This is a genomic window from Kosakonia oryziphila (genome assembly GCF_900094795.1).
Taxonomy (GTDB): Bacteria; Pseudomonadota; Gammaproteobacteria; order Enterobacterales; family Enterobacteriaceae; genus Kosakonia; species Kosakonia oryziphila.
Map to the genome: position 1 here is coordinate 53,860 of NZ_FMBC01000009.1, position 26,350 is coordinate 80,209.

At 53.4% G+C, this 26,350-nt stretch carries 28 protein-coding genes, 1 tRNA gene and 2 pseudogenes; 10 read left to right on the forward strand and 21 right to left on the reverse strand.

All coding sequences use genetic code 11. The features are described 5' to 3' along the window. Window positions 1-6: 6 nt before the first annotated feature. From GA0061070_RS06200 to luxS, 5 genes are all read left to right on the forward strand, one after another. Window positions 7-83, forward strand: a tRNA-Arg gene (locus GA0061070_RS06200). A gap of 299 nt (window positions 84-382) precedes the next feature. Beyond that, window positions 383-949: a fructose-1-phosphate/6-phosphogluconate phosphatase gene (gene yqaB, locus GA0061070_RS06205; RefSeq protein WP_090134581.1), complete on the forward strand. Its 567-nt coding sequence runs from the start codon at window positions 383-385 to the stop codon at window positions 947-949. Further along, a complete protein-coding gene (locus GA0061070_RS06210) occupies window positions 946-1,374 on the forward strand; it encodes a YqaA family protein (protein ID WP_090134583.1) in 429 nt (142 codons plus the stop codon). Before yqaB ends, GA0061070_RS06210 begins: the two co-directional genes overlap by 4 nt. An 80-nt stretch (window positions 1,375-1,454) precedes the next feature. After that, complete coding sequence (gene gshA, locus GA0061070_RS06215; RefSeq protein ID WP_090134584.1) at window positions 1,455-2,999, forward strand: glutamate--cysteine ligase; 1,545 nt, start codon at window positions 1,455-1,457, stop codon at window positions 2,997-2,999. Window positions 3,000-3,151: 152 nt separating this feature from the next. Then, on the forward strand, window positions 3,152-3,667 hold the full coding sequence (gene luxS / locus GA0061070_RS06220; protein WP_090134586.1) for an S-ribosylhomocysteine lyase: 516 nt from the start codon (window positions 3,152-3,154) through the stop codon (window positions 3,665-3,667). Window positions 3,668-3,867: 200 nt separating this feature from the next. Here luxS and emrB read toward each other — a convergent pair whose 3' ends face one another. From emrB to GA0061070_RS06290, 14 genes are all read right to left on the reverse strand, one after another. Continuing rightward, a complete protein-coding gene (gene emrB / locus GA0061070_RS06225; protein ID WP_090134587.1) occupies window positions 3,868-5,403 on the reverse strand; it encodes a multidrug efflux MFS transporter permease subunit EmrB in 1,536 nt (511 codons plus the stop codon). 15 nt (window positions 5,404-5,418) lie between these two features. After that, the gene (emrA, locus tag GA0061070_RS06230) at window positions 5,419-6,591 is read right to left on the reverse strand and encodes a multidrug efflux MFS transporter periplasmic adaptor subunit EmrA (RefSeq protein WP_090134589.1); all 1,173 of its coding nucleotides are present in this window, start codon (window positions 6,589-6,591) and stop codon (window positions 5,419-5,421) included. 116 nt (window positions 6,592-6,707) lie between these two features. Continuing rightward, window positions 6,708-7,238: a transcriptional repressor MprA gene (gene mprA / locus GA0061070_RS06235; protein WP_090134591.1), complete on the reverse strand. Its 531-nt coding sequence runs from the start codon at window positions 7,236-7,238 to the stop codon at window positions 6,708-6,710. Window positions 7,239-7,328: 90 nt separating this feature from the next. Continuing rightward, entirely contained in the window at window positions 7,329-7,664 is a 336-nt protein-coding gene (ygaH, locus tag GA0061070_RS06240; RefSeq protein WP_090134593.1) for an L-valine transporter subunit YgaH, read from the reverse strand. Continuing rightward, entirely contained in the window at window positions 7,654-8,400 is a 747-nt protein-coding gene (locus GA0061070_RS06245; RefSeq protein ID WP_090134595.1) for an AzlC family ABC transporter permease, read from the reverse strand. Before GA0061070_RS06245 ends, ygaH begins: the two co-directional genes overlap by 11 nt. Before the next feature lie 122 nt (window positions 8,401-8,522). Continuing rightward, complete coding sequence (locus GA0061070_RS06250) at window positions 8,523-9,710, reverse strand: MFS transporter (RefSeq protein ID WP_090134683.1); 1,188 nt, start codon at window positions 9,708-9,710, stop codon at window positions 8,523-8,525. A 245-nt stretch (window positions 9,711-9,955) separates the two neighbouring features. Further along, complete coding sequence (gene proX / locus GA0061070_RS06255) at window positions 9,956-10,951, reverse strand: glycine betaine/L-proline ABC transporter substrate-binding protein ProX (protein WP_090134597.1); 996 nt, start codon at window positions 10,949-10,951, stop codon at window positions 9,956-9,958. Window positions 10,952-11,012: 61 nt separating this feature from the next. After that, complete coding sequence (gene proW, locus GA0061070_RS06260) at window positions 11,013-12,077, reverse strand: glycine betaine/L-proline ABC transporter permease ProW (RefSeq protein ID WP_090134599.1); 1,065 nt, start codon at window positions 12,075-12,077, stop codon at window positions 11,013-11,015. Beyond that, window positions 12,070-13,272 carry a glycine betaine/L-proline ABC transporter ATP-binding protein ProV gene (proV, locus tag GA0061070_RS06265; protein ID WP_090134602.1) on the reverse strand — a complete coding sequence of 401 codons (1,203 nt, stop codon included), beginning with the start codon at window positions 13,270-13,272 and terminating at the stop codon, window positions 12,070-12,072. Before proV ends, proW begins: the two co-directional genes overlap by 8 nt. A 388-nt stretch (window positions 13,273-13,660) precedes the next feature. Further along, window positions 13,661-14,623 (reverse strand): class 1b ribonucleoside-diphosphate reductase subunit beta, encoded by a 963-nt coding sequence (gene nrdF / locus GA0061070_RS06270; protein ID WP_090134604.1) that lies wholly within the window; start codon window positions 14,621-14,623, stop codon window positions 13,661-13,663. A gap of 10 nt (window positions 14,624-14,633) precedes the next feature. Further along, the gene (nrdE, locus tag GA0061070_RS06275; protein WP_090134606.1) at window positions 14,634-16,778 is read right to left on the reverse strand and encodes a class 1b ribonucleoside-diphosphate reductase subunit alpha; all 2,145 of its coding nucleotides are present in this window, start codon (window positions 16,776-16,778) and stop codon (window positions 14,634-14,636) included. Continuing rightward, a complete protein-coding gene (gene nrdI / locus GA0061070_RS06280) occupies window positions 16,751-17,161 on the reverse strand; it encodes a class Ib ribonucleoside-diphosphate reductase assembly flavoprotein NrdI (protein WP_090134607.1) in 411 nt (136 codons plus the stop codon). The genes nrdE and nrdI overlap by 28 nt, the downstream gene beginning before the upstream one ends. Continuing rightward, complete coding sequence (nrdH, locus tag GA0061070_RS06285) at window positions 17,158-17,403, reverse strand: glutaredoxin-like protein NrdH (RefSeq protein WP_090134609.1); 246 nt, start codon at window positions 17,401-17,403, stop codon at window positions 17,158-17,160. The genes nrdI and nrdH overlap by 4 nt, the downstream gene beginning before the upstream one ends. Before the next feature lie 280 nt (window positions 17,404-17,683). Continuing rightward, window positions 17,684-18,010: an ElaB/YgaM/YqjD family protein gene (locus GA0061070_RS06290; RefSeq protein WP_090134610.1), complete on the reverse strand. Its 327-nt coding sequence runs from the start codon at window positions 18,008-18,010 to the stop codon at window positions 17,684-17,686. A 162-nt stretch (window positions 18,011-18,172) separates the two neighbouring features. Here GA0061070_RS06290 and GA0061070_RS06295 point away from each other — a divergent pair, with 162 nt between their 5' ends. Beyond that, window positions 18,173-18,517 carry a DUF2002 family protein gene (locus GA0061070_RS06295; protein ID WP_090134612.1) on the forward strand — a complete coding sequence of 115 codons (345 nt, stop codon included), beginning with the start codon at window positions 18,173-18,175 and terminating at the stop codon, window positions 18,515-18,517. Between the two features lie 30 nt (window positions 18,518-18,547). Here GA0061070_RS06295 and alaE read toward each other — a convergent pair whose 3' ends face one another. Together alaE and GA0061070_RS06305 are read right to left on the reverse strand one after the other, a co-directional pair. After that, window positions 18,548-18,997 carry an L-alanine exporter AlaE gene (alaE, locus tag GA0061070_RS06300; RefSeq protein ID WP_090134614.1) on the reverse strand — a complete coding sequence of 150 codons (450 nt, stop codon included), beginning with the start codon at window positions 18,995-18,997 and terminating at the stop codon, window positions 18,548-18,550. 449 nt (window positions 18,998-19,446) lie between these two features. Next, the gene (locus GA0061070_RS06305; RefSeq protein WP_090134616.1) at window positions 19,447-19,626 is read right to left on the reverse strand and encodes a YodC family protein; all 180 of its coding nucleotides are present in this window, start codon (window positions 19,624-19,626) and stop codon (window positions 19,447-19,449) included. A gap of 175 nt (window positions 19,627-19,801) precedes the next feature. Here GA0061070_RS06305 and GA0061070_RS06310 point away from each other — a divergent pair, with 175 nt between their 5' ends. Beyond that, window positions 19,802-19,960 carry a YqaE/Pmp3 family membrane protein gene (locus tag GA0061070_RS06310; RefSeq protein ID WP_090134618.1) on the forward strand — a complete coding sequence of 53 codons (159 nt, stop codon included), beginning with the start codon at window positions 19,802-19,804 and terminating at the stop codon, window positions 19,958-19,960. Between the two features lie 136 nt (window positions 19,961-20,096). On the opposite strand, the pseudogene GA0061070_RS06315 reads toward GA0061070_RS06310, so the two are convergent. The 4 genes and pseudogenes from GA0061070_RS06315 to GA0061070_RS06330 all read right to left on the reverse strand — a co-directional run. Then, a pseudogene (locus GA0061070_RS06315) lies at window positions 20,097-20,350 on the reverse strand (methyl-accepting chemotaxis protein); the annotation flags it as partial. Between the two features lie 48 nt (window positions 20,351-20,398). Beyond that, window positions 20,399-21,823, reverse strand: coding sequence for a DNA cytosine methyltransferase (locus GA0061070_RS06320; RefSeq protein WP_090134620.1), 1,425 nt, complete (start codon window positions 21,821-21,823; stop codon window positions 20,399-20,401). A gap of 212 nt (window positions 21,824-22,035) precedes the next feature. Beyond that, window positions 22,036-22,560: a rhodanese family protein gene (locus GA0061070_RS06325; RefSeq protein WP_090134621.1), complete on the reverse strand. Its 525-nt coding sequence runs from the start codon at window positions 22,558-22,560 to the stop codon at window positions 22,036-22,038. A gap of 2 nt (window positions 22,561-22,562) precedes the next feature. Further along, complete coding sequence (locus GA0061070_RS06330; protein ID WP_090134623.1) at window positions 22,563-22,874, reverse strand: ArsR/SmtB family transcription factor; 312 nt, start codon at window positions 22,872-22,874, stop codon at window positions 22,563-22,565. 151 nt (window positions 22,875-23,025) lie between these two features. On the opposite strand from GA0061070_RS06330, the gene GA0061070_RS06335 reads away from it, so the two are divergent. The 3 genes and pseudogenes from GA0061070_RS06335 to nadS all read left to right on the forward strand — a co-directional run bounded on the left by GA0061070_RS06335 (window position 23,026) and on the right by nadS (window position 25,004). Then, window positions 23,026-24,288 carry a lipase family protein gene (locus GA0061070_RS06335; protein WP_244153049.1) on the forward strand — a complete coding sequence of 421 codons (1,263 nt, stop codon included), beginning with the start codon at window positions 23,026-23,028 and terminating at the stop codon, window positions 24,286-24,288. A gap of 98 nt (window positions 24,289-24,386) precedes the next feature. Further along, a pseudogene (locus GA0061070_RS06340) lies at window positions 24,387-24,718 on the forward strand (type II toxin-antitoxin system RelE/ParE family toxin). Window position 24,719: 1 nt separating this feature from the next. Then, entirely contained in the window at window positions 24,720-25,004 is a 285-nt protein-coding gene (nadS, locus tag GA0061070_RS06345) for a NadS family protein (protein WP_090134625.1), read from the forward strand. A 329-nt stretch (window positions 25,005-25,333) separates the two neighbouring features. Here the strand turns inward: nadS and GA0061070_RS06350 are convergent, their stop codons facing one another. Continuing rightward, window positions 25,334-26,344: a substrate-binding domain-containing protein gene (locus GA0061070_RS06350; RefSeq protein WP_090134626.1), complete on the reverse strand. Its 1,011-nt coding sequence runs from the start codon at window positions 26,342-26,344 to the stop codon at window positions 25,334-25,336. Between the last annotated feature and the right edge of the window lie 6 nt (window positions 26,345-26,350).

A 26,350-nucleotide genomic window follows, 5' to 3' on the forward strand; every position in this document is an offset into this window, starting at 1 on the left:
CCCGATGCATCCGTAGCTCAGCTGGATAGAGTACTCGGCTACGAACCGAGCGGTCGGAGGTTCGAATCCTCCCGGATGCACCATATTTTGAGGAAATGGCAGCAAGTGTGTCGTTTCCGAAGCGGCGGAAAAACCGCTTGCACCAGGGGGATAACGTTGCATTAGCAACGGCCCGCAGGGCGAGTCGAGAGACGAGTCATCCTCCCGGATGCACCATATCTCAGCAAAATCTCCACTTCATGTTCCACAAACACCTCCTCTTCTGAAAACCATATCCTGCGAACCCTCTCAATAAAGGCGTCTCAGCTTTCTCGTACCAGCAGCGACAAAAATCACTGTTTACGTTAAAGTAACTGTTTGTTATCCGCTTTGTGAGAACATGATGTACGAACGTTACGCTGGTCTGATTTTTGATATGGATGGTACCATCCTGGATACCGAGCCGACCCACCGTAAAGCCTGGAATGAAGTGCTGGGGCGTTACGGGATGCGTTTTGACGAGCAGGCAATGGTCGGGCTAAATGGCGCACCAACCTGGCGTATCGCGCAGTTCATCATTGAAGCTAATCAGGGCGATCTCGATCCGTATGCACTGGCGCAGGAGAAAACCGCAGTGGCTAAAATGATGTTGCTGGATTCAGTGCGCCCTCTGCCATTAATCGATGTTGTAAAAGAGTGGCACGGCCGTCGCCCTATGTCGGTAGGAACCGGCAGTGAAAGCGCTATTGCAGAAGCGTTATTGGCGCACCTTGGCTTGCGCCACTATTTCAATGCGGTTGTTGCCGCCGATCATGTTAAAAATCACAAACCTGCACCGGATACCTTCCTGCTTTGCGCCCAACAAATGGGTGTGGAACCGACGCGATGCGTGGTATTTGAAGATGCGGATTTCGGTATCCAGGCGGCGCGGGCCGCCGGTATGGATGCTGTTGATGTACGCTTATTGTGAGTGACAGCCTGTCGCTCCTGTCATTGTTTGCCAGTAGCTTCCTCAGCGCCACGCTGTTGCCTGGCAATTCTGAGGTCGTGCTGATTGCGATACTGCTCTCGGGTGTCAGTCAGCCCTGGCTGCTCGTAGTTATAGCAACAATGGGTAATAGCCTTGGAGGGCTGACTAACGTTATTCTTGGGCGTTTCTTTCCGCAGCGTAAAACATCGCGCTGGCAGGAAAAAGCGACTCACTGGCTCAGACGTTACGGCGCGGCAGCGCTGCTTCTGAGCTGGATGCCTGTTATAGGCGATGTGCTGTGTCTGCTGGCGGGCTGGATGCGCCTTTCATGGGGACCAGTGCTGTTCTTTTTATGCCTTGGCAAGGCGTTACGCTATGTGGCGATAGCCCTGGTAACGCTACAGGGTATGACGTGGTGGCACTAATTGGACTGAGTGAGTGACCTTTAATCGTCAACCATTACAATTATGCTTAATAAAATGATTATTACAGGCGGGAGGTCAACTTGATCCCGGACGTATCACAGGCATTGTCCTGGCTGGAAAAACATCCTCAGGCAGTAAAGGGGATCCAACGCGGTCTTGAACGTGAGACGCTGCGCGTAAACGCAGATGGCTCGCTGGCGACTACTGGTCATGCGGCGACGCTCGGCTCTGCCTTAACTCATCAGTGGATCACCACTGATTTTGCGGAAGCACTTCTGGAGTTTATTACGCCGGTCGATAGTGATATCGATCATATGCTGACCATCATGCGCGATATTCATCGCTACACCGCCCGCCAGATTGGCGACGAGCGGATGTGGCCGCTGAGTATGCCGTGCTATATCAAAGACGGCCAACAGATTGAGCTGGCACAGTACGGCACCTCTAACATCGGTCGCCTGAAAACACTCTATCGCGAAGGGTTGAAAAACCGCTATGGCGCGCTGATGCAAACCATTTCCGGCGTGCATTACAATTTCTCGTTGCCGATGGAGTTTTGGGAAGCGAAAAGCGGCGGTACCGATAAAGAAACGGTATCCGACGGCTATTTCCGCCTGATCCGTAACTATTACCGTTTTGGCTGGGTGATCCCGTATCTGTTTGGTGCGTCCCCGGCGATCTGTTCATCATTCCTGCAAGGGAAACCGACCACTCTGCCGTTTGAGAAAACGCCGAATGGTATGTATTACCTGCCGTATGCCACGTCGCTGCGCTTAAGCGATCTGGGCTATACCAATAAATCGCAGAACAACCTGGGCATCACCTTTAATAATCTGCACGATTATGTGGTGGCCCTGAAGCGGGCGATAAAAACGCCTTCGGAAGAGTACGCTAAAATTGGCCTGAAGAAAGACGATAAGTATCTGCAAATCAATACCAATATTTTGCAGATCGAGAACGAGTTGTATGCGCCGATTCGCCCGAAACGCGTAACCCGCAGCGGTGAAACGCCGTCGGATGCGCTGCTGCGTGGCGGCATTGAATATATTGAAGTGCGCTCACTGGACATCAATCCTTTCACGGCGATTGGCGTTGACGAGCAGCAGATTCGCTTCCTCGATCTGTTTATGGTCTGGTGCGTGCTGGCTGATGCGCCAGAGATGAGCAGCGACGAACTGCTGTGTACGCGTACAAACTGGAATCGCGTGATTCTGGAAGGGCGCAAACCTGGCTTGACGCTGGGTATTGGCTGTGAAACCGCGCAATTCCCGCTGGCGAAGGTTGGCAAAGATCTGTTCCAGGATTTGAAACGAGTGGCGCAGACGCTCGATGGCGTGTACGGTGGCAACGAATATGAGCAGGTGTGTGAACAACTGGTCGCCAGCTTCGATGATCCGGAGCTCACTTTCTCGGCGCGCATTCTGCGTTCGATGATCGATAACGGAATTGGTGGCACCGGCAAAGCACTGGGCGATCAGTATCGTTCACAGCTTCGCGAAGAACCGCTGGAAATCCTGCATGAGGAAGATTTTATCGCCGAGTGCAAAGCATCACTGGCGCGTCAGGCAGAAGTTGAAGCCGGGGATACCGAGCCATTTGAAGCGTTACTCGCGCGTCACGCCTGACAGAAAAGAAAAAGGCCACATCGCTGTGGCCAAAATTTCATCTCTGAAAATCAGGGATGATGATAACAAATGCGCGTCTTTCATATACTCAGACTCGCACGAAAAAGAAGAGTTCATTTTTTTTAAAAAAAATCACTGTCGGAGGTGACTAAATGCCATTGTTGGATAGCTTCACTGTCGATCATACCCGTATGGAAGCCCCTGCTGTCCGTGTAGCCAAGACCATGGACACGCCGCATGGCGATACCATCACCGTATTCGACCTGCGTTTCTGCGTGCCTAACAAAGAAGTCATGCCAGAAAAAGGGATCCACACGCTTGAGCATCTGTTTGCTGGTTTCATGCGTAATCACCTCAACGGCAACGGCGTTGAGATCATCGATATTTCGCCGATGGGTTGTCGCACGGGCTTCTACATGAGCCTGATTGGTACGCCGGATGAACAGTGCGTTGCGGATGCGTGGAAAGCGGCGATGGCCGATGTGTTGAAGGTGAAAGAACAGAACCAGATCCCGGAACTGAACGTCTACCAGTGCGGCACTTATACCATGCACTCGCTGGAAGAAGCACAGGAAATCGCCCGTCACATTCTTGACCGCGATGTCCGCGTTAACAGCAACGAAGAGCTGGCCCTGCCGAAAGAAAAATTGCAGGAACTGCATATCTAGTTAGTGCTGTCAGTGTAGCGCCCGGTAGCTCGCATACCGGGCCTGCTTTCGCGCCCCCACCTTGACCTTCTCCTTTACTCACCGTTCGTTGCATCCCTTCGCTCATGATTATCTGCGTAGCGCATGAGTAATACACTGTTTCGGCCAGCGGCGATCGGGCAGGGCGAAAGGGAACAAGGCGCGGCGAACCGCGCCAAAGATCAGTGCGCGCCGCCTCCGCCGCCACCGGCGCCGAAAGGTGGTTTGGCAAACCACACCAGGCTGAGCAGGAGCAGGAACACGCCCGCCGAGAACCAGAAGATCTCATTGGCGGAAATAATCAGCCCCTGATTGGTGATCTGCTGTGCTATCCAGCCGGAGGCCTGCTGTTGCGACATCCCCATGCCTTGCAGTTGGTTATACATCTCCTGCGCGTTGGGGTTGTACGGGTTGACCGACTCGGTGAGCTGCGCATGGTGCATCGACTCCCGGTTAGTCCACAGCGTGGTGGTGATCGAGGTCCCAATTGAACCGGCCAGCGTGCGGGTGAAGTTCGACAGGCTGGACGCTGCCGCCAGTCGCTCAGGCGGCAAGCCGGAGAGCGTAATGGTGGTGAGCGGCATAAAGAAACAGGCCACGGCGAAACCCTGAATAAATTGCGGCCAGGCCGAAGCGCCAAAGTCCATTCCCGGTTCGAAGGTATACGCACGCCAGTAGAAGCACACCGCATACATAATAAAGCTGAAGGTCACCAGACGACGCATATCCAGCTTATGGGCGAAGCGGCCAATAATCGGCGACAGCAGCACAGGGATTACCCCGACAGGCGCGGAGGCCAGCCCCGCCCATGTTGCTGTGTAGCCATACACCTCCTGCAATAGCTGCGGCAGCAGAACAATCGCGCCGAAGTAGAGCATATAGGCGAGGCTAATGCAGAGGCAGCCGATGGTAAAATTACGCGATTTAAACAGCGACAGATCGACTATCGGGTTCTCATCGGTCAACTCCCAGACCACTAAGAAACTGATTGCTACCACGGCGACAATCGTCAGCACGATGATCTCCGTCGAGTTAAACCAGTCCAGCTCTTTGCCCTGGTCGAGCATTACCTGCAAACTGCCGATACCGAGAATCAGCAGCGCCAGACCAATGCCGTCAATGCGTCGCTGTTCGGTTCGCGTCTCACGACCACGCAGGGTTTGCAGCGTCAGCAACACCACCAGCGCGCCGATCGGCACGTTGATAAAGAAGATCCAGCCCCAGTGGTAGTTATCACTGATATAACCGCCAAGGATCGGCCCGCAAATCGGCGCGACAATTACCGTCATTGACCACAGCGCCAGCGCGATGGAGCGTTTGGCTGGTGGGTAGTTGCTCAGCAACAAACTCTGGGAGAGCGGGATCAACGGCCCGGCGACAATCCCCTGGATCACGCGGAAGAAGATCAGCATCGTCAGGCTGCTGGAGACGCCGCACGCCCAGGAGGCGATAGCAAAGGCCACCGTTGACCAGAGGAACAGCTTCACTTCCCCGACGCGCTTTGCCAGCCAGCCGGTGATTGGGATCGAGATGGCGTTCGCCACCCCGAAAGAGGTGATCACCCATGTCCCCTGGCTCAGCGATGAGCCAAGGTTGCCGGCAATCGTGGGAATAGCCACGTTAGCGATGGTGGAGTCCAGCACCTGCATGAAGGTCGCAAGCGACAGCGCAATGGTCATAATGACCAGTTGCGCGCCTTCCAGCGGTTTCTGTTGCATTGCACTCACCTCAGATTAACCGGCGTTGGCTTTCACGATGTTTTCGATAAGCGTATTGACCGGGTCAAGGCTAATCTCCCGTGCGTTGCTTTCATACGCCGGGCTGCTGCGCACCTGGCTTGCCAGTACCTGACCTTCACGATCGGCGGTATCGATCTTCACCAACGTTGAGAGACCAATACGCAGTGGATGTTCGGCAAGTTGTTTGGCGTCCAGCTCAACACGTACCGGCAGGCGCTGAACCACTTTGATCCAGTTACCGGTAGCGTTTTGTGCAGGCAGCAGTGAGAACGCGCTGCCGGTACCCATATCGAGGCCGACCACTTTCCCGCTGTAGGTCACTTCATCGCCATAGATGTCGCTAACCACGGTAGCCGTCTGACCAATACGCATATGCGCAAGCTGTGTCTCTTTGAAGTTAGCGTCCACCCACAAATTGGTGGCCGGAACAACGGCCATTAATGCGGTGGTTGGGCTGATTTGCGCCCCAGGCTGTACCGCGCGACGTGAAACGTAGCCAGTGATCGGGCTGACGATTTTCGTACGTTGCAGCGCCAGCCAGCTATTGCGGACTTCAGTCGCGGCCTGTTTAACGGCCGGTTGATCTTCCAGCGGCGTATCAAGCACGATCGCCTGGTTGGCGTTGTATTGCTGAATGGCCACATCCAGATCGGCCTGCGCGCTGGTCACGGCATCACGGGCGTGTTGCAACTCTTCGCGGCCAATCAAATTGGCGCTACCCAGCGGAATACGGCGGTTTAAATCGCTCTGCGCTTGGGCGAGGGCGGTTTTTTTCACCTCGATGCTTGCGAGCAATTGCTTGCTATTGATCATCGACTGGCGGGTTTGACGAACGCTGCTTGCCAGTGCAGTCTGCGCTTTTTCAAACGCCTGCTGCGCATCGGTGGCATCCAGCGTAACTAATACATCTCCCTGTTTTACAAAATCAGTATTGTCAGCCCAGACTTTCGTCACGCTGCCGGATACCTGCGCCATGATTTGCACCTGGTTCCCTGCTACGTAAGCGTCATCGGTTTCTTCATAATGACGCAGTACCAAAAACCAATAAATTCCATATGCCACGGCAATAACAATAAAGAGCAAGGTCAGCATTAGAAGGGCACCCTTACGCTTGCCTCTCTTTTTAACCGGTTGCTGCGGGGGATTATTCTCCGCATTTGCGCTCATGCTTTTCTCCACGATCTTATTATTTGATGTCGACACAGCCGACCTTCTGTCAGAAAGGCCAGCATCAGGCTGGCCCTTATATTCTTATATCCTGGATATTCGAGCGGCTTGTCGCGTTAGCGCAGCGCCTCAAGAATGACGCCGTCTTCTTCCATCTTGTCGAGACGCGTAAGTAACTTACGTGTGATCTGCTCAAGCTGCGCTTTCTCCGCGTCGCTCAGGGAAGACCACAGTAGATGCAGACAGTTGTGCTGCGGGGGTAAAACCTGACGCAAGAATTCGTGACCTTTATCGGTCAGTTGCAGATACAGGCAGCGGCGATCGTTATCGCTTTCACGACGCTCGATCCAGCCGCGTTTTTCCAGCTCATCGGCGATACGTGTGGCATTGGTACGTGAAGAACCCAGAGCACTGCTCAATTCAGACGGCTGAATGCTGTGGTTTTCCTGTGACTCCAGCGTGATCAATGCCATAAACAACGTCTCGTTAATACCCTGCGCTTTCAGCATTTTGTTGCGGTTTTCCAGCAGCTTACCCTGCATATGCATGCAAAGACGGGTGAGCAAAATCTCCTGAAACGGAAAATCCTCATAGCGGCTGGCGCGAAACTTAAGCATTTGCTCTATGGGCGTAAACGAACTATCCATTTGTGTATGACCTCATTAGTTGCAGTCGATATAGTAACGACAGTGACAAATAAAGTAAATATATTATTGCTGCTAATAGATTTTCCTTATCTATACATCCGTCAGCAGTTTCCATGCGATTCCGTACGCAAGTGCGCTCAGTAGCGTGGGGAGAATAATGCTGTGTGTTCTCCAGAAACTCAGACCCAGCACCGCGAAGCCAACCAGCGTTGGCAGCAGGCGGCGGCCATCATGAATGATCTCTGGTACACATGACACCACCAGTAATGAACAAATAGAGGCGATACCGATGGTGTCCAGCAAGATGCCAGTGACTCCGCGTTTTATCGGGTTTGGTCGCCCGACGCGAATGTGCAGAGGAAGGTAGCGAAATAAAAAATTAACGCAGCCTACCAGCAGACCGAGCAGTAAAATTTCATGCCTCATCGGTGACCCCCTGATAAAACGCCTGCACCAGCGCGGCAACGCAGCCAGAACCGATCCCGGCAAGGATTGCCGCAGGGATAGAGAACAGCGTTAAACCGGCCAGCGCACCAAGCAGCGCGGCGGTGACACTCGGCGTCTGGCGACGCTGGAACGATGCCAGCAGGAAGCTCATAAACAGGGCGGGCAACATAAAACCTAATGCTGATTCAACTGCCGGATATCCCTCCAGCAGGCCGCTGCCGGAAAATGCGCCCAGCACCGTTCCTGCGACCCAGGAGAGCCATGAAAATAACGCGATGCCTATCATCCAGTTTTCGCTCCAGCGACGATTATCTCGCGCCAATTTGGCGGTTGCGGCGGCAAACACTTCGTCCGTCAGACCAAAGGCCCAGATCGCGGTTTTCGGATTTTTAAGCGGCTGCAGAATACGGCTGCGTAACGATGGGCCATACAGCACGTGGCGAACATCCATCGCCATGACGGTCAGCGCAGCAACCCACAAAGTGCTGCCCGCAGCAAGCAGGGTGGTAATCACAAACTGGCTGGCGCCCGCGTAGATAATGCAGGAGAAAAAGAGGCTTTCGGGAGGAGAAAAACCAAGTTTGCTGGCATTCATACCAAAGGCAAATGCAACGGGGATGTAGCTTAAAACGATGGGAAGACTGTCTTTGATGCCTTCCTGTAGTGTGGCTACTTTCACTGACCCGGAATCTGGGGGTATTGCTGAACTATCCATAGTGTTTGTTATATATCACCCACGTTAATATAACCGGGATAAACAAGTCCTGTAACCTTAACAGACTGAGGGACTTGTTAACACCCGGTTTTTAGTGGAATGATGTAAAGGTGAGCGCTTGCTTACATCGCTACTTGCTGGCGGTGAAAGCCTCGCCACCAGACCAGCAGATCCAATAGCGCCAGCGTACCGCCCGCTGCACAGACGCCCGTCCAGCCCGCATGCTGCCAGGCGAAGGCCGAGATCAACGAACCTGCCGCACCGCCAATAAAGTAGCTGGTCATATAACCGGCGGTCAGGCGGTTACGCGCGTCCGGTTTGATGCGGTAAATCACCGTTTGGTTGGTGATATGCACGCCTTGCACAGTGAGATCCAGCACGATGATGCCAATAATCAGCGCAATAACCGAGCTGTGACCAAGCCAAATGGCTACCCATGAAAGCAGCAGCAATATCAGACTGCCCGTGGTGGTGAGGTGCGATTTACCGCGATCCGCCAGGCCACCAGCCTGACGCGCACCTAATGCGCCCGCCGCGCCGACCAGGCCGAATAAACCGATCACCGCTTCGGAGAAGTTGAACGGCGGCGAGGCCAGCAGAAACGCCATTGAGGTCCACAAAATACTGAAATTGGCGAAACTCAGACAGCCGAGCAGGGCGCGGGTACGCAGCACTTTATCACCCGCGAACAGCGTAAAAATGGAGCCAAGTAGTTGCAGATAATTGAGGTGCGTTTCCTGTTTAAGCTTTGGCAGGCCGCGCCACAGCGCCAACGCCATCAGCACCATTAGCACGCTGGCGACCCAATACACTGTGCGCCAGCCGCCGAGACTGGCGAGTAATCCGGCAACGGTGCGCGCCAGTAAAATCCCCAGCAGCAACCCGCTCATGATGGTGCCGACCACTTTGCCGCGTTTATCCGGCGTGGCTAATGTTGCGGCCAGCGGCACGAGGATCTGTGCGACAACGGAGAATAACCCGGTCAGCGCAGTGCCGAGGACCATAAAGCTCAGCGACGAACTGCTGGCGGTAATCAACATGCCGCCCGCCGACAACAGCGTCATTACCACAATGAGTGTGCGCCGTTCAAACATATCGCCGAGCGGTACCAGAAACAACAAACCTGCGGCATAGCCAAGCTGGGCGGCGGTGACAATAAAGCCTGCCTGGTTAGGCGAGAGCGAAAAGGCATGAGCGATGGTGTCGAGCAGCGGTTGCGCATAGTAATTGCTGGCGACCGCAAGGCCGGTGGCAACGGACATCAGCGCGATCAACGCCGGGCTAAGAACGTGGTTTGCTTGTGTTGTCATAGAATGCGTAGTCAGATAATGGTTTTTTGAGAAACCTATCATAGTCAATCGCTTGAGAGGGCATGTTGTTATTTGTGCAGTCATCGCGGGGAAGTCGATGGCGCTTTGATTGCCGGATGGCGGCACAGCTTTAACCGGGCTGGGGGCTGTGTCCGAATGTGCAGCTCTGGCGGTATATTGTATGCAGACCAAATAAGCGAAAGCGCCATCCGGCATAAACCGAATAGCGCTTTATTGGAGGGGATTTACTTCTGCGCGGCCAGCGCTTCTTTTATCCAGCCGTCAAACTGCTGCTGGTGGGCTTTGATCCAGCCGTCAACATGACCCTGGATATCCGCTTCAGAGGCTTTGCCGTTATGCATCATCGCGTTTTGCGCATTGATGTCGGCAATAGGCAACTTCATCACCGAGAACAATTTCGCCGCTGCCGGGTTTTTCTCCGCCCAGGCTTTGTTGGCGACAATGTGCATGCTGCTCACCGGGAAGCCATAGTTCATGCCGTTCGGCAGTTTGGTGTCGATATCTTTCTGCTTACCCGGCAGGGAAGAGAATGGTACCTGCAACCAGACCACATCTTTACCCGGTTTCAATACATCGCTCACCCAGTAGGGTGTCCAGGTGTAATAAAGCACCGGTTTACCTTCTTTAAAGCGGGTAATAGTGTCCGCCATCATCGCAGCATAATTACCCTGATTATGCACCACGGTGTTACTCAACCCGTAAGCATCGATCTGGTGATTAATCACCGCTTCACAGCCCCAGCCGGGCGTACAGCCGGTCAGATCGGCTTTGCCGTCGCCATTGGTATCGAACAGTTTGGCGATTTTCGGATCTTTAAGCTGATCGATGCTTTTAATGTGGTACTGCTCGGCGGTTTTCTTGTCGATCAAGTAACCCTGCGCCGCACCGGTGACAAACACCCCGGAACGGTAGAACTTGCTGTCACCGCCCGCAGCGGCATACATGTCGTCATGCAGCGGCTGCCAGTTAATGGCGGTAAAGGTGACGTCACCAGCGGCAAGGGAGGTGTAACCGACGTTGTAATCCACTTCACTCGGTTTATTCACCGTATAGCCGAGTTTTTCCAGCCCGCGACTGACCAGCAGTGTCTGGAAGGTTTCTTCAGAAATGGTGCTCTGGAAGGGCTGTACGGTGATGCCTTTGCCGGGCAGGTCTGCAGCAAATGTGCTGGTAGAGACAAGGGTGGCAAACGCTGTGGCAAAAAGTACGCTATGTCGCATCGTTGTTCCTTATTGTTCAGGTGGGACGTGTTGACCCGGCGCTGAGCGCCGGGAAACAGGTTTATTTTGCGAATGGACGGGTCAGCAGACCCAACGGGCCGGTTTGATACCAGCGACGATTTCCGCGGCTGCGGGAATCGCGGCCGACAGCCTGCGTCAGACGGTCGAGAATGATGGCGAGGATGACGATCCCAACGCCGCCGACGGTCGCCAGCCCCATATCGAGGCGGCCAATACCGCGCAGTACCATCTGGCCAAGCCCGCCAACGGCGATCATTGAAGCGATCACTACCATGGAGAGGGCAAGCATCAGCGTCTGGTTAATTCCCGCCATAATGGTAGGCATGGCCAGTGGTAACTGTACTTTGAATAACATCTGACGCGGGCTGGCGCCAAATGAACGTGAAGCTTCAATCAAATCAGCCGGAACTTGGTTAATACCGAGTATTGTCAAACGCACCACCGGCGGCAGGGCGAAGATAATCGTCACTACCACGCCGGGCACGTTGCCGATACCAAACAGCATCACAATCGGCACCAGGTAAACAAACGCCGGCGTGGTCTGCATGGCATCCAGCAGCGGGCGAATGATTTTCGAAGCCCGTGGGCTACGCGCCAGCCAGATCCCCAGCGGCAAACCGATCATCACGCAGAACAGCAGCGCGGTCAGCACCAGCGCCAGCGTGACCATCGCCTGCGACCAGGCACCAATCGCGCCAATGGCAATCAGCGATACCAGCGTAGCAATCCCCATGCCGATGCTGCTCATCTGCCAGGCGATCAGCGAGAACACGATAATCGCGACCGGCGCTGGCATCCCCAGCAGCAGTTGCTGGAAAGCGCTCAGGATATAGTCGATAGGAATGCGGATCCCCTGGAACACCGGGCGGAAGTGCATAACTACCCAGTCGATCCCCTGCGTTACCCAACTATCCAGCGGGATCAGTGTTTTATGGAATGGATCCATAATATTGAAATGTTCTGGCGCGGGCGCTGGTGCACTGTGCAGCCAGTCGGCGCCGCTGCCGTCGGTGGGCGTGGCAGAACCGCCGCCCCAGGCATCTGCGGATTGCGCCGCGCTATCGGTTGCTGGCGCGCTATCCCATGGGTTATTTTGATCAGCCATTGTTTGCCCCCTCGCGATCTAAAGCCTGTAGCAGCATCCGTTTCGAGATGATGCCCACGTATTGTTGTTCTTCACCGACGACTGGCACGGCGCAGGGTGCCTGGCCGACATGGGAGAGCAACTCGCTGAGTGGCGTTTCCGCATCCACCGCAAGCGGGGAGTCAATTAACGCCGCCTCGATGCCCTGGTTCTGGCTGAGCGCCGCTTTCAGGGAGTCGATGGAGACAATGCCGACAAATTTATTGCCGCGTTCAATCACATAACCGTATTCACGGTCTTCATCCTGCAACAGTTTCAGCGCCGAGCGCGGGCCGAAACCCGGCGTTTTACGGATCAAACCCACCGGCGTTCGACGCGCAATATCTTTCGCGCTAAACACCTGGCTAATATCCACACCGCGGAAGAACGTACGCACATAATCATTGGCCGGATTATTCAATATTTCATCCGGCGTACCGACCTGTACCACTTCGCCGTTTTGCATAATGGCAATCCGGTCACCAATACGCATGGCTTCATCCAGATCGTGGGAAATAAACACGATGGTACGCTGATGTTTCGCTTGCAGTTTTACTAATTCATCCTGCATTTCCGTACGAATTAAAGGATCGAGCGCCGAGAAGGCTTCATCCATTAATAGAATATCCGGATTAATGGCTAATGCGCGCGCTAGGCCAACACGCTGGCGCATACCACCGGAGAGTTCATCCGGATACGCGTGCGCGTAATTTTCCAGCCCGACCTGACGCAGGGCGTCGAGCGCTTTTTCCTGCCGCGCCTGCGGTGCAATTCCCGCTAACTCCATACCAAATGCGGTATTATCCAGTACCGTCATATGGGGCATTAACGCAAACGACTGGAAGACCATCGCAATCTTTTTCCTGCGCACCTCACGTAATTCGGCGTCTGAGATTTTGGCGATATCCACGCCATCAATCAGCACCTGTCCACGGGTGGGTTCAATCAGGCGATTGAGAAGGCGTACCATAGTGGATTTACCCGAGCCGGATAACCCCATGATGACAAATATCTCGCCTTCTTCAATGGCCAGACTGGCGTCTTTAACGCCAAGCGACAGCCCCGTTTTTTCCAGAATTACTTCTTTTGAAAGTCCTTTTTCAATATATTTGAAAGCCCGCTGTGGATGCTCGCCAAATATTTTATATAGGTTTTTGATTTCTAATTTAATTGCCATGCAATAAAAGAGTTCCTGTTATTTATTGTGTCGATATCATACCTGGTGATAATAATTGACTGACTATACCCTAACATACTCAGAATCTGAGACAACCCTCAATTGCCGGGCATGCGCAATTTGACATTTGTAGAATCACCTCTATTTCCCATGAGATAAGGGCTGATGGCGGGTGATAATTTTTTCGAATTCGTCACGAAATCGCACCTGAAATGGCGTACTTCAGGTGAAAATGACAAGGAAATTACAGTGTAGTGCCTGCTTGGATATTATGCAGGAGAAATGTACATATATTCTCATAATAATAATAACCTTTTTCGCAGGCGGGATTTTTGAAAAGAATATTGGCGGGAATATTCCTCTCCCGGAAAGGGAGAGGTGCGAGCGGTTAAAAACTCCAGTCTTCGTCTTCGGTTTCGACGGCTTTTCCCATCACATATGAGGAGCCGGAGCCGGAGAAAAAGTCGTGGTTTTCGTCGGCATTTGGCGAAAGCGCGGCAAGGATCGCCGGGTTCACTTCCGCCATTTCCGCCGGGAATAACGCGTCATAACCGAGGTTCATCAGCGCTTTGTTGGCGTTATAACAGAGGAAGGCTTTCACCTCCTCGGCCCAGCCGCTCTCCGCGTACACATCTTCGGTGTATTGCAGCTCGTTATCGTAGAGATCCATCAGCAGATCCAGCGCGAAATTCTTCAACTCCTGGCGTTTTTCTGCGCTAACTTTCTCCAGCCCTTTCTGATACTTATAACCAATGTAGTAACCGTGTACCGCTTCATCGCGAATGATCAGCCGAATGAGGTCGGCCGTGTTGGTCAGTTTGCCGCGGCTTGACCAGTACATTGGCAGCCAGAAACCGGAATAGAAGAGAAAAGATTCCAGAAAAACGCTGGCGATCTTCTTCTTCAGCGGCTCATCGGCGCGATAGTGTTGCAGGACGATCTGCGCTTTGCGCTGCAATGCCGGGTTCTCTTCGCTCCAGCTATACGCAGCATCGACATCTTTGGTCTGGCATAGCGTGGAGAAAATTGAACTGTAGGAGCGGGCATGCACTGCTTCCATAAAACTGATGTTCGACAATACTGCTTCTTCATGCGGCGTTAGCGCGTCGCTCATTAACACTGGTGCGCCAACGGTATTCTGAATGGTGTCGAGCAGCGTCAGGCCGGTAAAAACGCGGATGGTAAGTTGTTGCTCTGCCGGGCTTAACGTCTGCCAGGCGGGAATATCGTTCGACAGCGGCACCTTCTCCGGTAGCCAGAAGTTACTGGTCAACCGGTTCCACACCTCCAGATCTTTATCGTCCTGGATTTTGTTCCAGTTCACCGCGCTGATACGTGTTAGTTGGCTCATCCTTTTCTCCTTATAACGCGCAGGACACGCAGCCCTGGATCTCAGTACCTTCCAGCGCAAGCTGTCGCAGGCGAATGTAGTACAGCGTCTTGATACCTTTCTTCCAGGCGTAGATCTGCGCTTTATTGATATCGCGCGTGGTGGCCGTGTCTTTGAAGAACAGCGTCAGCGACAGCCCCTGATCCACATGGCGCGTGGCTTCGGCATAGGTATCAATGATCTTTTCCGGGCCAATCTCATACGCATCTTCGTACAGCGCCAGGTTTTCATTGGTCATAAACGGTGCAGGGTAGTAAACGCGCCCGGTTTTGCCTTCCTTGCGGATCTCAATTTTCGACACAATCGGGTGAATACTCGATGTCGCATGGTTGATGTACGAAATGGAACCGGTAGGCGGAACCGCCTGTAAGTTCTGGTTATAAATGCCGTAACGCATCACATCTTCGCGCAATTGCTGCCACATCTCGCGCGTGGGGAGGGTGATGCCGGAACGGGCAAACAGCGCACGGACTTTCTCCGTTTTCGGTTGCCAGTTGCCTTCCAGGTACTGGTTGAAGTATTCGCCGCTGGCGTAGCGCGATGCCGGGAAACTGGCAAAATGTTGGCCACGCTCGCGAGCGATCATCATCGAGGTATGCAGCGCATGCCAGGTGATGGTGTAGAAATAGAAGTTGGTGAAATCGAGCCCTTCCGGGCTGCCATAGGCGATGCCTTCACGCGCCAGATAACCGTGCAGGTTCATCTGGCCCAGCCCAATGGCGTGCGAGGCGGCATTGCCAGTCTCAACAGACGGTACGGAGCGGATATGGCTCATATCGGATACTGCCGTCAGCCCACGAATGGCGGTTTCCACCGTGCGGCCAAAGTCCGGCGAATCCATGGTGTGAGCGATGTTTAGCGAACCCAGGTTACAGGAGATATCGTGGCCGATCGTGGCGTAATCGAGGTTTTCATCAAACGTTGAAGCGCTATTAACCTGCAAAATCTCCGAGCACAGGTTGCTCATATTGATGCGCCCGGCAATCGGGTTCGCGCGGTTCACCGTATCTTCAAACATAATGTACGGGTAGCCGGATTCAAACTGGATCTCCGCCAGCGTCTGGAAGAAGTCGCGGGCGTTAATATAGCTTTTGCGCACGCGAGCGTCGGCCAGCAGTTCATCATACAGCTCGCTAATCGCCACATCACCAAACGGCTTGCCGTGCAGGCGCTCGACATCATAAGGCGAGAACAGTGCCATCTGTGCGTTTTCTTTGGCCAGCCGGAAGGTGACATCCGGGATCACCACACCCAGCGACAGGGTTTTGATGCGGATCTTCTCGTCGGCGTTTTCACGTTTGGTATCGAGGAAACGCAGAATGTCCGGGTGATGCGCATGCAGATAAACCGCGCCCGCACCCTGACGTGCGCCAAGCTGGTTGGCGTAGGAAAAGGCATCTTCCAGCATCTTCATTACCGGGATCACACCGGAAGACTGGTTTTCTATACGCTTGATGGGGGCGCCCGCTTCACGCAAGTTGGAGAGCAAAAACGCCACGCCGCCGCCGCGTTTAGAAAGCTGTAATGCCGAGTTCACTGCGCGGCCAATCGATTCCATATTGTCTTCAATGCGTAGCAGGAAGCAGGAAACCAATTCGCCGCGCTGCTGTTTGCCGCAGTTAAGGAAGGTTGGCGTCGCGGGTTGAAAACGTCCGGAGAGGATCTCTTCCGCCAGTTGCCGCGCCAGCGCTTCATCGCCCTGCGCCAGCGTCAGCGCGACCAGGCAAGCGCGATCTTCAAAGTGCTCAAGATAGCGTTTGCCGTCGAAGGTTTTTAGCGTGTAGCTGGTGTAAAACTTCCATGCGCCAAGGAATGTCTGAAAACGAAAACCGCTGGCGTGTGCTTGCGCAATCAGAGCGATGACGAAAGCACGGTCATAGCGCGCCAGCACGGTAGCATCGTAATAACCTTCGTTCACCAGCCAGTTCAGCCGTTCATCCTGGTTACTGAAGGTGACGGTATTGGGGCGCACGTGATCCGCCATAAAAGCGTCAACCGCCTCGCGGTCTTTATCAAACTGAATACGGCCATCTTTATCATAAAGATTCAGCATCGCATTCAGCGCATGGTAATCCAGCGTTTCGTGTTTCACGCGCTCTGCGGTTGTCGTTGCCAAAATTCGCTCACTCCTTTACGCACATTGTCGATGTCCTGCTGCGTACCCATCAGCTCGAAGCGATAGAGATACGGTACGCCGCATTTCTGCGATACCACATCGCCTGCGCGACCATACGCTTCGCCAAAATTGCGGTTACCGGCGGCAATCACGCCGCGAATCAACGATCGGTTGTGCGGATCGTTTAAAAAGCGGATCACCTGGCGGGGAACTGCGCCTGCCGTTCCGCCGCCGCCATAACTGGGCACTACAAGGATATAAGGCTCGTCTACCTGGATGCGTTCTCGCTCATTGAGCGGAACACGCACCGCCGGCAACCCAAGCCGCGTAATAAAACGCTGCGTATTTTCGGAGCTGCTGGAGAAGTAGACGAGGGTACTCATGCGCTGGCCACGCTGGGGACGTTGTGCAGCCGGTTAATCATGTCCGGGCGAAAGCCGGACCAGCGCGTTTCCCCGGCGACAACCACCGGTAACTGACGAAAGCCCATCGCGCGAAGCTCATCGGCCGCTGCGGGTACATGGTCAACGTTCACCATTTCGAACGCCAGGCCACGGTTTTCCATGGCTCGTTTCGTGGCGTGGCATTGAACACAATTATCTCTAGTGTAAATAGTAATGTGCATGATTCGTATTTCCGAATGAAATGGAAGCACGGCGCGAAGGTTCGCGTCAGTTAATGTGTGTGTTACTGAAAAGAATACTAGATGTAGTTATTAAAATATTCAACCATACAATATATAGGAATTCATCATAGACTTTGTCCAAAGGATGGATGTAATGGGTAAGGGGATGGGTAAGAGTGATTTGTACGCATTTTATACAGGTATACAGCGATGCGATGGCCAATAAAAACCCCTGCGCGGGTTAACCGGGCAGGGGTTTTGCAAACAAAAAAGAGCGGGTTTAACGACGCAAACTGAGTAGCGCGCCTACGAAAATACCAATGGCGGCGGCCGCACCAACGCTGCACCAGGGTTTGTCTTTCACAAAGGTATCTGCGCAACCCACGGCGTCTCGTGCTGCTTGTTGCACACGGTTGCGGCCATGCAGACGTGCGCGGGTCTCTTTTAACAAAGCTTGCGCTTTACGACGCGCGCTTTCCGCTTCGTCTTTGGCGTCGCTGCCCCATGATTTAAGCACCTCTTCGAGGCTATCGGCTAATTGGCTGACATCGTTGTTGATATCCTCGACACCTTCATCAACATCACGGCGATTCGGTCTGTTAAACATAGGATCCTCCCTCGTTTTTGATATGAATTTTAGTTTAGACCATAATTTTTCAGGCCTTGCGGCAATCAGCTCTTTCACGTCCGTTTGTGGAATTTTCTGAATCACGGTCAATGCTTAGTCATGTAAGGTGGCGAGGCTGCAGAGAGATGACGAGGAAAATCTATGTATTTAAGACCCGATGAAGTGGCACGCGTTCTGGAAAACGTGGGATTTACAATGGATGTGGCGACGCCAAAAACTTATGGTTATTGTCGCGGTGAAAATTATGTTTATGTGAATCGTGAAGCGCGAATGGGCCGTACGGCGCTGGTGATCCACCCCACGCTGAAAGAACGCAGTTCGTCGCTCGCGGAGCCTGCCTCGGACATCAAGTTGTGCGATCACTACCAGAATTTCCCGCTCTATTTAGGCGGCGATTCCCAGGAGCATTACGGTATTCCGCACGGATTCAGTTCGCGCGTCGCGCTGGAACGTTTTCTGAAAGGATTATTTGGCGAACAGCACTAAACGATGGCAGGCATAGCCTGCCATCCGCTATCAGGCTTTGGCCTGGTGGTAACTGCTCACCCGGAACAGGCGTCGGCAGTAATCGAGGAAATAGCCGTAAACGGCGCCCATCATCATCGACAGCACGATATTGGAACTGACCGCAGCGACAATCTGATGCCAGTCCGCACCGACCGACCAGAGGATCGCTACATAAACCGGCGACTGGAAGGTGACATATGCCAGCACATCCGCCAGATTTTTCATCCAGCCTGCAGGGCTAATACGACGTGCATAACGCATAAAAGCATCGCGGTACAAACCATAAGGCCAGGCAATAATAATGTTTACCGGGATGGCGACCAGGCGCGATGAAAGTGACTGTTCGAAGCTCATTCCGGAGAGAAATATTTCAATCAGCATGTTCACTACCGAACAATAGACAACCATCGCAAAGGTGTCTGCTGCGGCGTGACGCAGGCGAGACTGCGAAGAGAACATGATGCTGCTCCTTGAGAATCAGCGAAAAGGCGAATAAACGGGTCTTTTAGCGTTTTGAAGTGGTTGGATTAATGTCAATAGAGTATCCATCTGGTTTGAAACTAACAACTAGCGATAAATTTTTATTTTCTTTTCTTTGTTGGATAAAGTGCTCTGCGTTTGTGCGTTTTTTGCATATTTCATTATTTTAACTGGAGTGGTTATCAAATCTATTCAATATCAAAAGCTTATGGATGGTATGAGAAAAAATGCAGCACTCTTAGGTGGGAATACACGGCGCGTTTTAGCGTACTCTGCTTCCGGCGTGTGGATAAAATAACTAACAGCATTTTTTATGCTGATAAAGGTGTTTTTGTAGCGTTTAGTTCTGATGTGGGGTGTGATTATTTATGCTTATGTTTTGCATAAAATAATAGTCAGAGCGGTGGATAACGCCCACCGCTGAGGGATTAACAGACGCCGAAATCGCCGTCTTCTTTATACGGCGAGACATCTTCCGCTTTCAGCGTAATTTTATCTGCCGTTTCATCGTAGACGGGAACTGCAACGATTTGATCCTGATGAACTTCAAGCACCTTAAGTTTTGGCCCGCCAACGCGCGGCTGCACAATATCGCCAATAGAAAACATACCTTCCTCCTTTCTCATTTGTTGTGCTTCTAACCTTAGCCTGGAGGCTGTTGAGGGTACAGCGTAAAAGAGGGTAAAAGCGTGCGAGGGAGGTGGCGGTGCATTACAGAGTGTCTATTCTTAAAGAGAAAGTCTGTTATTTCAACCACCTGGAATTTTCTGCACAGGAGGCAACATGGGTTTCTGGAGCATTGTTTTGACGATTATTCTTCCGCCGCTCGGCGTGCTGCTTGGCAAAGGCTTTGGCTGGGCATTTATTATCAATGTCCTGCTCACCTTGCTGGGCTACTTTCCCGGCCTGATTCACGCCTTCTGGGTTCAGACCCGCGATTAATGCAGCGGCGCGATAACCAGTATCGCGCCTTTCCGAAGTTATCAGAACGTTTCCCAGTTGCTGTCCCTGGTGGTCGCCGTCGGCGTGGCCGGGCGCAGCATTGTCGGTTTTGGCGTACCGGCTTTTTGCTCAGCAGCGTGTTGTGTTTATTCACGCTCTCTTTTGCCGCCTGTACGCTGCGGCTTGCCAGCGTACGCACGGCCACCACGGCAAACGTCCTGGTTAACCTGCGCGGGCGGCTTCTACCGCAGTGTTCAGCGCCAGAATATTGGTCTGGAAGGCGATACCGTCAATCACACTGGTGATATGTGCGATTTGTTGGGAGCTGTCGGAGATTTTGCTCATGGTACGCACCACGTTGCTGACCACTGCACCTCCACGAGCCGCCGTATTTAAGACTTAAATAAGTGCCCGGCATATCACATGCCGGGAAGTGCGTTACAGGTTGTTGTGCTGTTTTTTTACTGCCAGCGCAATACGCGGTTCCAGCAATTTCGCCACGGCGGCGAATACTGGCACTACCACTGAGTTACCAAACTGTCGGTAAGCCTGCGTGTCGGAAACCGGGATGCGAAACGGCTGTTCGCCGACTTTCTCAAAACCCATCAGACGGGCACATTCGCGTGGCGTCAGGCGACGCGGACGGCGCGCCAGGTTCTCTGCATTGCCGAAATCAGCTTCACCCAGCGTTTTATCCCAGCCGCGATCGACAAGGATCTCTGAACCGTCTTTGTGATAGCGCGCCGAGAGCGTGCGGGCCACGCTTGCGGTATTGGTGGGATCCACCAGCCCGAAACCGAAGCCATTCCCTTTTGCCGCATGTTTTTGCGCATAGCGATAGAGGTATTCCCAAAGCTTTGTCGACAGCACATATTTGCTGTCGACAGTCGGGTCGAGGAGTTGGCCGAAGGTCGGGCGCTGCGTGGGGTAGAAGCGGTCGATATCGCGCAGGGTAAAGCCTTCACTGAGCTGTAAATCGCGGCGAAAACCGACCAGCACAATGCGTTCGCGGTGTTGCGGTAAAAAGTGGCGGCCGTCAATGATTTTCGGGTCGTCTTTGCCGGAAACATCGGCATCGGCCACGTCATAGCCCAGTTCATCCAGCGTACTCATGATCACGCTGAAGGTTTTGCCTTTATCGTGACTTTTGAGGTTTTTGACATTCTCCAGTACGAAGATCGCCGGACGACGGGCTTTGATAATGCGCGCAACATCGAAAAACAGCGTTCCCTGCGCTTCGCACTCAAAACCGTGGGCGCGACCGAGGGCATTCTTTTTACTTACCCCGGCGAGGCTAAAAGGCTGGCAGGGAAAACCCGCCAGCAGCACGTCGTGCTCGGGGATCTGCTGTTTGATATGGGCGTAAGCCTGGGCTTCAGAAACGGCAGGATTGCCGCTCAGCGTCACTTCGCGGATGTCCTGATTAAAAATGTGTGTGGACTTATCGTTGTACCAGTTCGCTTTATAGGTACGCACCGCGTTTTTGTTCCATTCGCTGGTGAATACGCACTGCCCGCCGATAGCTTCAAACCCGCTGCGAATACCGCCAATACCAGCAAAGAGATCGATAAAACGGAAACGATAGTTGGGATGATGAGCAGGAGGCGAGGGGAGTAGCGCACGCAGTTGCGCCTCTTCGGCGGCGGTCAGCGTTTTTGCACTGCCTTTACCGTTTATCCAACGATTGAGTGATTCACGGCTCCATTCCGCTTTTCCCGCCTTTTTCAACTGCTCGGCCACATACTTTTGTCCGTAGATTTCAAGTACCTGCTCGAGTAATGCCCGGTCACGTTCCTGCTGTCGCTGTTGTTCAGTTTCTGCCTGCACCAGCAGGTCCTGCGCGAGTGAATCAAATTCCGCCATAGCGTCTCCTTGGATTGACGCTCTGAAATATATCACTCATTTGACCCGGAGGAAAAACGCCTGACAAGCCGTTATCGGCGGCACTTTTGCCTGCCAGGTGATAACGGCGGTGAATGCTTCTGCGCGGTGCGAACCGATGTGCCATTAGCAGAGAGCGGGAAACTTAAAAACTTGCTCAGCTCGCTGTCGGTTTTCATCCGATACGCCTTTTTTCACACTTTGTTCCATGGCATTTTCGCCAGCAGCAGCGCCATGCCGCACCAGCCGCTGATCCCGGCGAACAGCAGACCTGCACCGACGAAACCAGAGAGCAGGAAAAAGCCCGGATGCACCGCATAACCGAGTATCACGCCGAGCAGGATCAGACTGCCAGCGACCATTTGCACCTGCTGCATCAGCGGACGCGGTTGGCGTTTATCTTCCACCGTCGGCATGTGCGCCTGCTTCCAGCCATTCAGCCCTCCTTCGAGGATGGCCACCGGCGCTTGCCCTGCGGCACGTACCAGTGCATCGGCATTTTGCTGCGTACGTCTGCCGGATTGGCAATGGAAAATCACCGTTTGCGTGGGTGAGTCGGTGGCAATCGGCGCACCGTTCAGTAGTGCTTCCAGCGGCAGTAAAACGGCGCCTGGCAGGTGCTCGCGGCGAAATTCGTCAGGCTGGCGAATATCGATAAGCAGTGCGCCTGCCGCTTGCTGCGCGCGGGCGTCAGCCGCAGAGATCAGGGTATAAGACATATTTACTCCTGTGGGCAGTAGAGTCCCTTGAGTGTGTTGATAATTTTGCTAACCGCTTCATCTTTAATGAAGTAGTTGACCCGCTGCGCCTGGCGCAGGCTTTCAACCAGACCTTCCTCTTTCATTCGTGCCAGATGTTGCGACGTCGCTGAAGGGCTAAGGCCCGTGATGGTGCTCAATTCACCCGCAGAGGTGCCAGGCGCGTCGCAAAGCATGCAGAGGATCAGCAGCCGGTGTGGGTTGCTCATCGCTTTCAGCAAGCCAGACGCCTGCTCAGCCTGTTTCTGAAGTAACGGGATATCGGGTTTGGTCATGGCTTTTTAGTTTTTACTAAATTTAGATAAATCTAAAGTAAAGGGTAAAGGAATTCAAGCACAGAATAAATACTTAACACTTTTTGGTTGAATTCTCTCCAACACCTTCGTTTACTGGGGGTAATGTGTGGCGATGTTTCCGGAGAAGATCGTGAAGGTTTTGAAATATGCGCTCTGCGCTGTCAGCGTCTGGGTTAATGGCGCAAGCGCCTGGAGTAATGCCTTGCCCGTCGGGCCTGCGGCAGGCGATCAATCGCTTTCACCTTTTTATATCTGGGACGGTTCTTTGCCAGCGAACCCTGGCATGATGTTGCGCGAAGAGCCGCTGCCCGCACAGCCGGAAATCACCGCAGCCAGCATGACGCAACGCATTCTGTATACCTCGCGCGATAAACGCTGGAACGCCGGAATTGTGCCGGTCAGCGGTTCGCTTTGGTTCCCGAAAGGTAATCCACCCGCCGGAGGATGGCCAGTTCTCGCCTGGGCGCACGGTACGCTGGGTGTTGCTGATAGTTGTGCGCCATCGTGGACTAACCCGACAGCGCGGGACGCGCATTATATTAACTTGTGGCTCCAGCAGGGTTTTGCGGTTGTCGCCACCGATTATCAGGGGCTCGGCGGGCCAGGGCCGCACCCGTATATGAACTGGGAAACGGAAGGACGCTCGGTGCTCGACAGCGTACGCGCGGCGCTACAGGCGTATCCGCAGCAGCTCGCGAATAGCCTGGTGATCAGCGGCCAGTCGCAGGGATCGGGCGCGTCGCTTGGCGCCAGCCTGATTGCGCCGGATTACGCGCCGGAATTGAAACTGCGCGCCACTCTTGCTACGGGCGTGGTGGCAACGTTTCCGAATGGGCCGGTGAAACCCGGTAACGCACGCCCAGGCAATCGCGATCCGTCACGTTTTACCATGTTGCGATTGATTGGCGGCTCGCTGCCGGATGACGCACCGCCCGCTGAAAAATGGGTAACAGAAAAGGGAGCGAAGCTGCTGGCATTGGCGAAAACCACCTGTATGAGTGAGCTGGGCCGCTATGAGCACCGCGAAAAACTCGACGGCGGCACGGCATTTATCGGCGGTTCCGCGCAGGTCACTAACGCGCTGCTACCGGTAACAGATATGCCGGTCAAAGCCTTCCCGGCACCGCTATTTGCCGCCACGGGTCTCGCCGATCACACCTTATCGCCGCATCATCAATACGCCGCAGTGGCTGCACTGTGTGCTGGCGGCAATGCGGTCGAGTGGAAAACCTATCCCGGCATTACCCATAACGGCACCGTCAATGTCGCTTTTGCCGATGAACTGAAGTTTGTTCGCGGTGTGATGGAAAACACCCCACAGCCCAATAGCTGCGGTTCGTTGCAGCCACCAGGGAAATTGCAGCAGCCCATCAAGGGCGTGGCGTTTAATTAGCCGTACAAGGTTATGAGTGTACGTAATAGCTTCCTCTCATGTAAGTGTACATAGTACCTTTTTTGGTGTACTATGTACCTAAACAAGGAGGTGTGCTATTGGATCATGCACTGGAGTTTATCGAGACGTCGATATTTACCCGGCAGATAAAGCAAATTGCCACGGATGAAGAGCTAAAAGAGCTGCAAAAGGAACTCATTGAATCTCCAAAAAAAGGGATTTGATACCGAAAACCGGTGGGTTACGAAAAATCAGAATGTCTACGGGTTCACAGGGGAAAAGCAGCAGCGCCAGAGTTATTTACTTTTTGGCGACCAAAGCGGTTATCTATTTGATTATGGCTTATCCGAAAAACATCAAAGATAACCTGACTGATGCGGAAAAGAATGAATTGAAAAAACTGACGAAATTACTAAAAGGTGAGGTGTGACATGCATTTTTTTGACGAGCTAAAAACCTCTCTGGAAGAGGCTGTAGACATCAAAAATGGGGTTAAGGCTCCGGCAAATGTCACACGCTATGAGATAGCTGATGTAAAAGCGATTAGAGAGCAACTCAAGGTTTCACAAAGTGAGATGGCGAAAGCGCTGGGAACCAGTGTTGATACCATTAAAAGTTGGGAATCCAAACGGCGTAACCCGACAGGCCTGGCAGCCAAGGTGCTGGCAACGATTCAGGCAAATCCCGATTTCTTTCGCGAACTTGCCGCTCATTAAACAAAAGCCCGATGGCCAATGCTGATCATTTAAAGATCAGTAGACCGGGCAAGTGGCTCGTAAAAGGATTGTATGCTCACCATTGAGCCCTTTTTTGGGTATCGGATGGTCTGCGTCATGTACCGAGGATAGAGCGTTGAACCTATCCATATGGTAACTGGTAGGGCGTAATGATCGGCAAAATCAAAAGGATCTTCTTGAGATCCTTTTGAGCATCAATCTGATTGTTCTGATAGTTTAAGCTTTAATATTTTTCTAAATGTCGCATTTTGCCGTATCGCTCCAATCAAGCCTGTTACCGGGCAAAACCCCTGAATTCCGGGCCGCCATTACTGCGCATGGCGCCAGCGCAATGTTGCAGGTAGTACGCGCTGTGGCATGGTCGGTTCGTTGCCCTCAATCATTTGGGTGATGATCTCGAAGCAATCCTGTGCCAGACGCGGCACATTCTGCTCTACAGTGTCAATGTGCAGCGACAGCGAATCGTACAGGTAGTGATCGTCAAAGCTGGCGATATGGATTTCGCTCTCCAGCAAATGATGCTGGCTCATATAGCGCAGCACCCCTTCGAGCAGGCCGCAGGCGGCGGTAAACAGCGCTTTCGGCGGGCGACCCAGCCTGGCGCACAGCGCGGCGAACATCTCGTACCCGCTGCTCGGGTGGTAGTTACCGTGAATAATCCACTCCGGGCGCGGCGTTACGCCCGCACGCTCCAGCCCCTGCATAAATCCGGCGAGCCGATCTTTGGTGGGAGAAAGCCGTGGCTGACCGCCAAGAAAATAGATTTCATCGGGGGTTGCCCGCGCCAGACGCTCGACTAAATCCGCCGTCGGTGTTAGCGAATCAGTGATCACCAGCGGCAACTGTGTGTCATTTATATGGCGGTCAAACAGCACCACCGGCAACTGCTCGCTGAGTTTCACGTAGTCGGTATCGCTTTGCATGCTGGAGGCGACAATCAGGCCATCCACCTGGCGTGCAACCAGGTTATTAACCACCACAGTCTCCTGGCTGGCATTTTCGTCGGTACAGGCGATCAGCAGTTGCAGACCGGCCTCGCGGCAGAGGTTTTCCAGCTCATGGGAAAAAACGGCAAAACCGTAGTTGGTGATTTCTGGCACCACCAGCCCCAGCGTGTGGCTGCGGTTTTCGCGCAGCAGGCGGGCATAAATGCTCGGCTGATAGTGATGCTGTTGGGCGATCGCCAGTACGCGTTCGCGCGTCTCCTGCGCCACGCGCAGCTCTTTGCCGCGGCCGTTAAGTACCAGGCTGGCAGTGGCTTTCGACACCCCCGCTAGCGCAGCGATATCACTGATGGTAACGCGTTTTGTTTTTCGCACGGTTTT

Coding starts and splice junctions, on each gene's coding strand:
- proX (WP_090134597.1), bottom strand. CDS start 10,951: ATGCGACATAGCGTACTTTTTGCCACAGCGTTTGCCACCCTTGTCTCT.
- mprA (WP_090134591.1), bottom strand. CDS start 7,238: ATGGATAGTTCGTTTACGCCCATAGAGCAAATGCTTAAGTTTCGCGCC.
- luxS (WP_090134586.1), top strand. CDS start 3,152: ATGCCATTGTTGGATAGCTTCACTGTCGATCATACCCGTATGGAAGCC.
- GA0061070_RS06290 (WP_090134610.1), bottom strand. CDS start 18,010: ATGTTTAACAGACCGAATCGCCGTGATGTTGATGAAGGTGTCGAGGAT.
- GA0061070_RS06325 (WP_090134621.1), bottom strand. CDS start 22,560: ATGTCTTATACCCTGATCTCTGCGGCTGACGCCCGCGCGCAGCAAGCG.
- nrdI (WP_090134607.1), bottom strand. CDS start 17,161: ATGAGTACCCTCGTCTACTTCTCCAGCAGCTCCGAAAATACGCAGCGT.
- nrdH (WP_090134609.1), bottom strand. CDS start 17,403: ATGCACATTACTATTTACACTAGAGATAATTGTGTTCAATGCCACGCC.
- proV (WP_090134602.1), bottom strand. CDS start 13,272: ATGGCAATTAAATTAGAAATCAAAAACCTATATAAAATATTTGGCGAG.
- ygaH (WP_090134593.1), bottom strand. CDS start 7,664: ATGAGGCATGAAATTTTACTGCTCGGTCTGCTGGTAGGCTGCGTTAAT.
- GA0061070_RS06295 (WP_090134612.1), top strand. CDS start 18,173: ATGTATTTAAGACCCGATGAAGTGGCACGCGTTCTGGAAAACGTGGGA.
- nrdF (WP_090134604.1), bottom strand. CDS start 14,623: ATGAGCCAACTAACACGTATCAGCGCGGTGAACTGGAACAAAATCCAG.
- GA0061070_RS06320 (WP_090134620.1), bottom strand. CDS start 21,823: ATGGCGGAATTTGATTCACTCGCGCAGGACCTGCTGGTGCAGGCAGAA.
- emrB (WP_090134587.1), bottom strand. CDS start 5,403: ATGCAACAGAAACCGCTGGAAGGCGCGCAACTGGTCATTATGACCATT.
- emrA (WP_090134589.1), bottom strand. CDS start 6,591: ATGAGCGCAAATGCGGAGAATAATCCCCCGCAGCAACCGGTTAAAAAG.
- nadS (WP_090134625.1), top strand. CDS start 24,720: ATGCATTTTTTTGACGAGCTAAAAACCTCTCTGGAAGAGGCTGTAGAC.
- GA0061070_RS06330 (WP_090134623.1), bottom strand. CDS start 22,874: ATGACCAAACCCGATATCCCGTTACTTCAGAAACAGGCTGAGCAGGCG.
- yqaB (WP_090134581.1), top strand. CDS start 383: ATGTACGAACGTTACGCTGGTCTGATTTTTGATATGGATGGTACCATC.
- GA0061070_RS06245 (WP_090134595.1), bottom strand. CDS start 8,400: ATGGATAGTTCAGCAATACCCCCAGATTCCGGGTCAGTGAAAGTAGCC.
- GA0061070_RS06310 (WP_090134618.1), top strand. CDS start 19,802: ATGGGTTTCTGGAGCATTGTTTTGACGATTATTCTTCCGCCGCTCGGC.
- GA0061070_RS06305 (WP_090134616.1), bottom strand. CDS start 19,626: ATGTTTTCTATTGGCGATATTGTGCAGCCGCGCGTTGGCGGGCCAAAA.
- proW (WP_090134599.1), bottom strand. CDS start 12,077: ATGGCTGATCAAAATAACCCATGGGATAGCGCGCCAGCAACCGATAGC.
- alaE (WP_090134614.1), bottom strand. CDS start 18,997: ATGTTCTCTTCGCAGTCTCGCCTGCGTCACGCCGCAGCAGACACCTTT.
- GA0061070_RS06250 (WP_090134683.1), bottom strand. CDS start 9,710: ATGACAACACAAGCAAACCACGTTCTTAGCCCGGCGTTGATCGCGCTG.